Origin of the sequence: Rubneribacter badeniensis, from assembly GCF_002899695.1 — a bacterium.
Taxonomy (GTDB): Bacteria; Actinomycetota; Coriobacteriia; order Coriobacteriales; family Eggerthellaceae; genus Rubneribacter; species Rubneribacter badeniensis.
Window position 1 is genome coordinate 1 of the sequence record NZ_PPEL01000112.1, and the last position, 7,628, is coordinate 7,628.

4 protein-coding genes and 1 tRNA gene are annotated in these 7,628 nt (G+C 62.6%); 3 read left to right on the forward strand and 2 right to left on the reverse strand.

From position 1 onward, the window contains the following. Window positions 1-224 precede the first annotated feature (224 nt). Window positions 225-300 (reverse strand) — tRNA-Thr (locus tag C2L80_RS12450). Window positions 301-499: 199 nt separating this feature from the next. On the opposite strand from C2L80_RS12450, the gene C2L80_RS12455 reads away from it, so the two are divergent. The 3 genes from C2L80_RS12455 (at window position 500) to C2L80_RS12465 (ending at window position 5,315) form a co-directional block, all read left to right on the forward strand. Continuing rightward, window positions 500-2,242 (forward strand): FAD-dependent oxidoreductase, encoded by a 1,743-nt coding sequence (locus C2L80_RS12455; protein ID WP_092197722.1) that lies wholly within the window; start codon window positions 500-502, stop codon window positions 2,240-2,242. A gap of 174 nt (window positions 2,243-2,416) precedes the next feature. Beyond that, window positions 2,417-3,898, forward strand: a complete 1,482-nt coding sequence (locus C2L80_RS12460; RefSeq protein WP_157941090.1) for a helix-turn-helix domain-containing protein — start codon at window positions 2,417-2,419, stop codon at window positions 3,896-3,898. A 385-nt stretch (window positions 3,899-4,283) separates the two neighbouring features. Continuing rightward, window positions 4,284-5,315, forward strand: coding sequence for an N-6 DNA methylase (locus tag C2L80_RS12465; RefSeq protein ID WP_169999081.1), 1,032 nt, complete (start codon window positions 4,284-4,286; stop codon window positions 5,313-5,315). Window positions 5,316-5,374: 59 nt separating this feature from the next. On the opposite strand, the gene C2L80_RS12470 is transcribed toward C2L80_RS12465, so the two are convergent. Beyond that, on the reverse strand, window positions 5,375-6,460 hold the full coding sequence (locus C2L80_RS12470; protein WP_239938993.1) for a polysaccharide deacetylase family protein: 1,086 nt from the start codon (window positions 6,458-6,460) through the stop codon (window positions 5,375-5,377). Window positions 6,461-7,628: the final 1,168 nt, after the last annotated feature.

The window sequence follows — 7,628 nt, forward strand, 5'->3', positions numbered from 1 at the left end:
GTCGGGAGAGGCAGATGTATATAAGAGACGGGGGGTGGAGGGGGGTGGAGGGGCAATTCGCAGGTGCCAACGTGTAACAAGCGTAACCCAATTGTTGCACGTTGGTACAAGAGGGTCGCGAAGGACGCTCGCCCGCAACTCAGATGTTTCACGTGAAACAATAGGGGCCGAAGCCAAGAAAGAAACAGGCCAGGTGATCGTCATCACCTGGCCTGCATGTTCTCTGGAGCCAACGAGCGGATTCGAACCGCTGACCTACGCATTACGAGTGCGTTGCTCTACCAGCTGAGCCACGTTGGCGTACGGCTTCAAAACGAAGCGAATACGCAGTATACCGAAACGTCCTGCGCGCCGCAAGAGGGCGGCGCGAAATTCCAAGTTCACCCATCTGGTGTGAGGGCGAGCATCGACCTCCTCGTACACTGACGATTGTAGGGGCCCTTGAACAAGGGCCGAATCGGCGGCGATTTGGCAAAGCCGCGTGACGCAAGGAGGAACGATGGGAGCTGCAACGTTCAATCGCAGGAGTTTTCTGAAAGGGGCGCTCATGGCGGGAGCGGGGGTGGCGTCGGGAGCGATGCTCTCGGGGTGCGCACCGCAGAGCGCGTCGGACGCGGCCGGCTCGGGCAGCGATGGGGCCGCGCCTATGACCGCAGACGCGTATGAAAAGCTTACCTGGAGTTTTGAAGTGCCTCCCGAGCCGGTGGACGAAAGCCAGATCACGCAAACCATCGCCGACGACTTCATCGTCATCGGTTCCGGGGTGTCGGGCTTGGTGGCCGCAGCCTCCATTCTGGGGCACGGTGGCAGCTGCACGTTGTTCTCGGCGGGCACGAAGGCCGTGAGTCGCGGTGGATCGAACCATGCCGTGGGGACGAAAACGCAAAAGCGGCTCGGCCTGGACTACACGCCTGACACGGTAGCTGCCCACTTCAACAACGAAATCGCGCGTCAAGGTTATCGCATGGACTCGCGTAAGTGGTGGAAGTGGATCAACCAGTCAGGCGAGGCCATGGACTGGATTACCGACATCATGGATAAGGCAGGCTACACCACAACGCTCGAGCTTCCTTTCAAAGACCCGAATGGAACATTCTCTATCCCTGGCGGTGCGCACAACTTCTATGGCCCCGAGATCCAGAACAGCGCCAACGATGGCGAGCCGCTGCTTACGGCCACGCTTGAGCAGTACATTCTCGACAACGGTGGGTCGATCACGTACAACACCAAGGCAGAGTACCTCATCCGAGAGAACGACAACACGGGTCGGGTCAGTGCCGTGGTGGCCACGAATGCCGATGGGGATTACGTCAAGTACGAGGGGGCCAAGGGCATCATCATGGCCACGGGCGATTTCTCGGGCAATCCCGATATGATGGCCAAATACTGCAGCGCTTTCGCCGACTACGTGGCCGACGGTGCGGGCGACTACGATGCCGAGTTCCAGTTCGGCGGCCTCATGCCCGGTGATGGGCAGAAGATGGGCCTGTGGGTGGGAGCCGCTTGGCAGAATACCACGCCCAGCGCGCCGATGATCGGGTGGTACGGTTTTCCGGCCCCGTGCTCGGATCAGAACCATCCTGGCATCCTGCTCAACGTGGAAGGCGAGCGCTTTATCAACGAGGACACTTCCTCTGTGTACGCGGGCTACGCCGTCAGCGGCCAGACCGAGAAGAAAGTGTTCGCAGTGTGGGATTCGGACTTCGCGTATCGGTTCGATACATGGGAGGCCTTGGGCAACAACATGGACAACTTGGGCATCACGCCAGTGACGGCTGATGAGAAAGCCGCCGAATTCGAAGCGGGTGTCGAGGAGAAAACCTATGTTAAGGGCGAGACCATCGATGAGGTGCTGCAGGCGCTTGCCGAGCAGGGTGGTATCGACGTTGAGGCGGCGAAAGCGACCATCATCCGCTACAACGATGACGTGGCCGCTGGCAACGACACCCAGTATCACAAGTGCAAGGAGTATCTCATTCCCATCGAGAAGGGCCCGTTCTACGGTCAGTACAATCAACTGGGTCCCGCGCAGTTCCTGTGTGTGCTGGGAGGTTTGCGCACATCGCCCGACTGCGAAGTGCTTGACGAGGCCAACAAGCCCATTGAGGGGCTGTACAACGTAGGATCGATGATGGGCGACACGTTCGGCACGTTTTACAATTTCCGTGTGCCGGGGCAGAACCTGGGGATGACGTGCATCACGTTTCCCTATGTGCTGGGCAAACAGTTGACGGGGAACTGACCCTCAGGGCGTGCGCTTGCGAAGCGTGGGATACTGGATTCCCCTCGTCTCGGCGAAATCGGAGGTCTGCAATGCGGCTTCCGATTTCGCGTTCTGCCGCATGGCGTGGGGGTATGCGCGCGAGGGCGATGCAGGGAGGGTGGTATGCAAAGCAGATCAAGGCGTTTCGGAGCTGTGATATGGGGATACGCGCTGCTCCTGGTGTTCTTCGGGCTGTTCACCGGACGGGTGAACCTTTTGTTCTTCGGCGACAAGGTGATGCAGACGTTCTCGACGTATGCTCACGCTGCCGAGATCGGACAGGTGTGTTGCCTGTTCTTCATCGCGGCGCTTGCGTTTTTTCGCCGACGTTTGGCAGAGCGTATCGCGCCGCACGTGGCACTTGCCTTGCTGGTGTGCGGATACGCCCTCACGCTGTACCAAGCGGTGGGCGATGCGTCGTCTCCGGCCCTTTCGAGTGCGGCGGGAGCTTTGTTCGGTGGTGGGCAGGGCGTATGCTTTCTGTGCTGGTTCATGGTGTACGCTCGTTTGGACGCTGGCGACGTAACGCGTGCGATGGTGGCGAGCACGGTGCTTTCGGGGTTCATGCTGCTGATGATCGGGCTTATGCCCGATACGGTCATGCTGTTCAGCGCACTCTCGGTCGTCGTGGCTGGCTCCTGTGCGCTTGTGTACTTTTGCTTGGGCGCGGTCTCTTTGGTAGCCTCGACCGACGGCGATGCTCTGGGCGGCGATGCCGATGCGTTGGAGGATGGGGGCAGGACTCGGCTCCGCTCGTGGATATTTCTCGAGCGTCGCTCTCTTCTGTGTCTTGTGGGCATCGCATTTGTGTGTGGGGCTCAGCGTGTGATTTCGCTTGAAGGGTTTCTTCCTCAAGCGGCGGTGCAATTGCTGTTCTCAATAGGCTACATCGGAGGCGCCGTTGTGTTTTGGGCGACGGGTAAAGTGCAGGGGCGGCGCAGCGATTTCTATGGCGTGTATTCGACCTTGCTTGCGGTCATGGCGACATGCGGCGTGCTTTCGTCGGTGCAGGTGGTGTCGGTTCAGACGGTTCTGTACGCTGTCGACAACATCGCATTCGCCATCGTGTCCATGTGCATGATCATGACGGCGCTCAAGGCGGTGCGTGGGTTTTTGAGCAACCCGCTGCTTGTGGGCGGTGTCGTGTGTGGCGTCATGTATTTCTCCATTCAACTCGGTCGAACGGTATGCAATGCGGTGTCCCGGTTTATCGGTATGGATGCGGTGGGCATCCTCATTGTGTCGGTGATCATCCTGTACGTGGTTGCGCTGGCCGCCGTTTCTTCGGGGCTGTTCTTCCACCAAATGGCGAAGAGCGGCGGGGTGATGGGCGCGCCAGGTTCGGGAGGCTCCGAAGAGTCGGAGAAGCGCCGTGTGATCATTTCGGTGGCAAACGTGACGGAGGAAGAGCTGCGGAAGAACCCGGTGTATCGCCAGCAGTTCAAGTTGACCGATCGCGAGGTCGACGTTGCCGTGTTGCTGCTCGCAGGATACAACTCCACCGATATTGCGAAGATCCTCACCTTGTCGGTGAACACGGTGAAGACCCATCTTAAGAATCTGTACGCAAAAATGAGCGTTCACAATCGCCGTGAACTCATCGAAGTGCTGAACGCGATCGAGGGCGGGGGCTGATGCGGCGAGCGTCGGGATAGCGCTCTCAGGGCGGCTTACTGCCGGGATGACGCCGATTGCGGAAGGAGAGGATATGAGCAGCAAGGCGAATGCGGGAGAAGGATTTGGGCATGCGTGCGAACAGGCGCTGGAAGCATGCGCTCGCGGCTTGCCGTTGCGTCATCTGCGCTCGTGCGCGATCGTGACGGATGTGGGACGGATGCATTTGACGGCGTGCGAACGTCAAGAGCGACGAGGTCCCTACCCGCTGTATGTGCGCGGTGTCGAACGGATGGGAGTTGACGATTACGCGTACGAGGGAGACGCGTTGCTGGTGGGTGCGTGCGGTGCCGTTTCCACACATGAGGGGAAGTTGTTCGTCGTGCGGGCTTCAGGGAGATTTTCGGTGTCTGAGCTTTTTCACGTGGTGCTGCCCGATCCGTGCGACGTGGCGTATGTGGAGGCGGTGCTGTCGGCGGTTGATGCGAGACGCCTTGTGAAGGGCTCGAACGCGGCCCGTGTCGTGGAGCTGTCCGCTCTGCGCGGTCTGGTCGTGCCTTGGCCCGAAGCGTCGGTAAGGGCGTTGTTCGTCGAGGCCCTTGCGGCATGCGAAAGAGCTGGCGAGGCGGGCGGGAAATCTGCCCGACGCGTGGAGGAAGCGTGGATGGGGTCGGCTCGCAACGTCGAGTTTCTGTTCAGGGCTCCTGCATTGCCAGAGCCCCGTCAGGTGAAGGAGCCCGTCGATCATGCCGACGATGCTCTTGCCGCGGTCGACGGGCTGCTCGACGCGTTGGGGGCTTCGGGGGCCGATTTGCTCGATGTAGTGGGCGCGACCGGCGATTTGGCCGACCCCGAGATTCCTCGCCGAGCGCGTTTTTGCGTATGCTTCCCTTCGCCGAATCAAGGCGTGTGGACCGACCGGGTTGTGAACGAGGAGGATCCTCGCTGGATTCTCGGCACGCCTCCGCGCAACAAGGCGAACTACGCGTGGGTGCAGCAGACGCTAGCTTGCATGGAGGACGAGGGCGCGGCCGTGCTCCTTGTGACCAATGCTGTTTTGCATGCGGACATCGGGCGTGAGGAAGCGCTTCGCCGCGCACTTGCCCATAGCGGTTTGGTGAGCGCTGTCATCTCGTTGCCGGGTGGCCTGTTCGCGGATGGAAGGCCGTCGCCGTCGCTTGTGGTTCTGGACAAGTCGGGGAAAACGCATGGCATCCTGTTTGTCGACGCTCTTGAATTGGGCGTGTTTGAGGGGGTGGCGCCTTCGGGAGTTACGTATCGCAGTTTGCCGTCAGCTGCTGTTGCGCGCATCGTTGGAGCATTCGCGGCATGGCGAACCGAAGGTGAATGCGGTCTTCCTCGCTTCTGTCGCGTTGTATCCGAGGCCGAGCTTGATGAGCGAGACTGCGTGCTTACGCCCTGGACTTACGTGCGGTGATCGGATGGGCGGCGCTCAGGTGGACGGATGGGCAAGGCTCCGTTTGCGGCGCTCGTCCGCTAGGCGAGTGGGTAGCTCATGAGCTCGTCGATGGTGACGAAGCGATAGCCTTGCTCCTTGAGGTAGGGCAGGGCGTCTTTGAGTGCTTCGACGGTTTGCGAGCGGTCGCCGCCGCCGTCGTGCATGAGGATGATGGCTCCGGGCCAGGCGCTTTTGATCTGGTTGGCGATGGCGGCAGAGCCGGGGCGTCGCCAGTCTTGCGAGTCGATGTCCCACCCGATCTCGGCCGAGACCTTCGGCCCGATGGCGCGCATGACCTCGTCTCCGTAGTTGCCTCCCGGCGTGCGGATGATGTGGCTCGCCTCCCCTCCGATGGCGTTCTCGATGGCGGCGAATCCCTGCTCGATCTCAGCCGTCTGCTCATCCGGGGCCATGAATCCCAAGTTCACGCCCTTCCCGCTGCCCGAAGCGTGGGTGTAGGTGTGCGTGCAGATTTGGTGGCCCTCGGATGCGGCCCGCTTCACGAGGTCGATGCCTTCGCCTTCGATGCGGCTGCCCACGGTGAAGAACGTGGCTTTCGCGCCGTGGTCCCGCAGCACGTCGAGCACCTCGACGGTGGTGTCATGCCAGGGGCCGTCGTCGAACGTGAGCGCGACCACTTTCTCGTCACCGACGTCGGGCGACACGTTGCGGCGCGTGACGTTTTGGGGTTCACGGACCGTGGCTTCTGCGACGATGCCGGAAATCCGGCCCGTCTTGATCTGGCGCAGCCCGTCGGCGCCTTGCCCTTCGAGCAGATGGATGGCCCCGCCGCCTTCCGAGGAGATCGTATAGGGGATGGCCTCTTCCACGATGTCTGACGGCTCTTCCGTGGGGCTTCCGTCGCCCATCTCGACCACATCGCCGTTGGCGAGCGTGCGGGTGAGGTCGCTCGTGACCTGGCCGTTGACGGCAGCATGGAACGGCTCGCCCTTGCCGGCTTCGATCACGCTCCCGTCCACGGCCACCAGGTCGCCGGGGCGCGGATCGAAGCCGCTGGCGTCCAGCGCGTCGGCGAGCGTGCGCGCTCCTCCCACCTCGAGGGGCTGGCCGTTGAACGTGATGGCGACGGGCAGACTCTGCGCGAATGCGAACGCGCCTGCCACCGCAACGAGGATTGCGGTTGCCGCGACGCCGACGGCCGCGAAGGGAATGCGGCGACGTTTCGGCTGCGGCGCGCGTGCCGCTTGGTGTGCGCGACTGGTCGTGCGGGGCTGCGGTCGCTCGGAGGCGGGATGTTTTCGGGCCTGCGGTTTCGCCGAGGTTCGCGAAGTTCGCGCTGCGGGCCTCGGCGAGGTTGGGTGCCGTGCGGGCGCGGTGCGCCGCGAGGACGCGGAGCGCTCGCCTCGCGAGAGCCGCGCTGCCGAAGACCCGGTTTCCGAAGCGCGCTCGCTGTGTGCGGCGCGGCTTGGCGTTCGTGCGGCCGATTCGCTGCGTACGCTGCGGCGAAGCCGGGAATCGCGGTTGCGATCAGGCGGTATTCGATTATCGCGACGTTCGTGTGTCATGGCCCCTCGTGCGGTTTTCCGTGGCATTGCGCATCGGCGATTTGGGTGCAAGCGCAGACCAAAACCACCATACCATGTTTCGGAGCTTCGCCTCTGGGTTGTTGCCAGAAGGTCGCTTGGCTTCACTGATGGTTGAATGTTGTCGCTTTGGGCGCGCGACGCACGCATGGTGTTCGCAGGAGCGACGTTTTGCGGGCAAGGATGGGAGGGCGGTATGGCCAAAGGAAACGGCTTCGTGCGAAGGGTGGATTGCCCCGCCCCGCGCCTCTCTGCTGCCTCTCGCGCCCGCGGCGGGGCCGCGCAGCCCGGCCGCCCCGCCCGCGTGCCCGCCGCGGGCGCCCCCCCCACTGCCGCCCCCGCCCCCGCCGCGGGTACCCGCCCCGCCCGCGTGCCGCCCTCGCGGGCATCCCCGCTCTCCCCTTCGTCGCCCGCCCTCGCGGGCTGCGCAGCCGCCCTCCGTGCGGGGAAACTCGCGATTTCTGGCCACCAAACCGCGTTCTGGCACGCCGAACGCGCCCCTTCGCCCGAAGAGGGCGCTCCTCCCCGGCGAAAGCCCAGGTCGGCGGTTTTGACAAAGCCGATGCGCCGTTGGATCGGGGCCGATCCGTGCCAGAACTCGGTTTCGTGGCCAAAAAGTGAGCGGTTTTCCGGCAGAGCGCGGTCCGGGCGGTAAAAGGGTGACAAAGGGACGGGGATGATGTCGCATTCTGCAAAGCGGCAGGATGCGACAAGTCTTTTGGGAGTGTGACATCATCCCCCCCCCCCC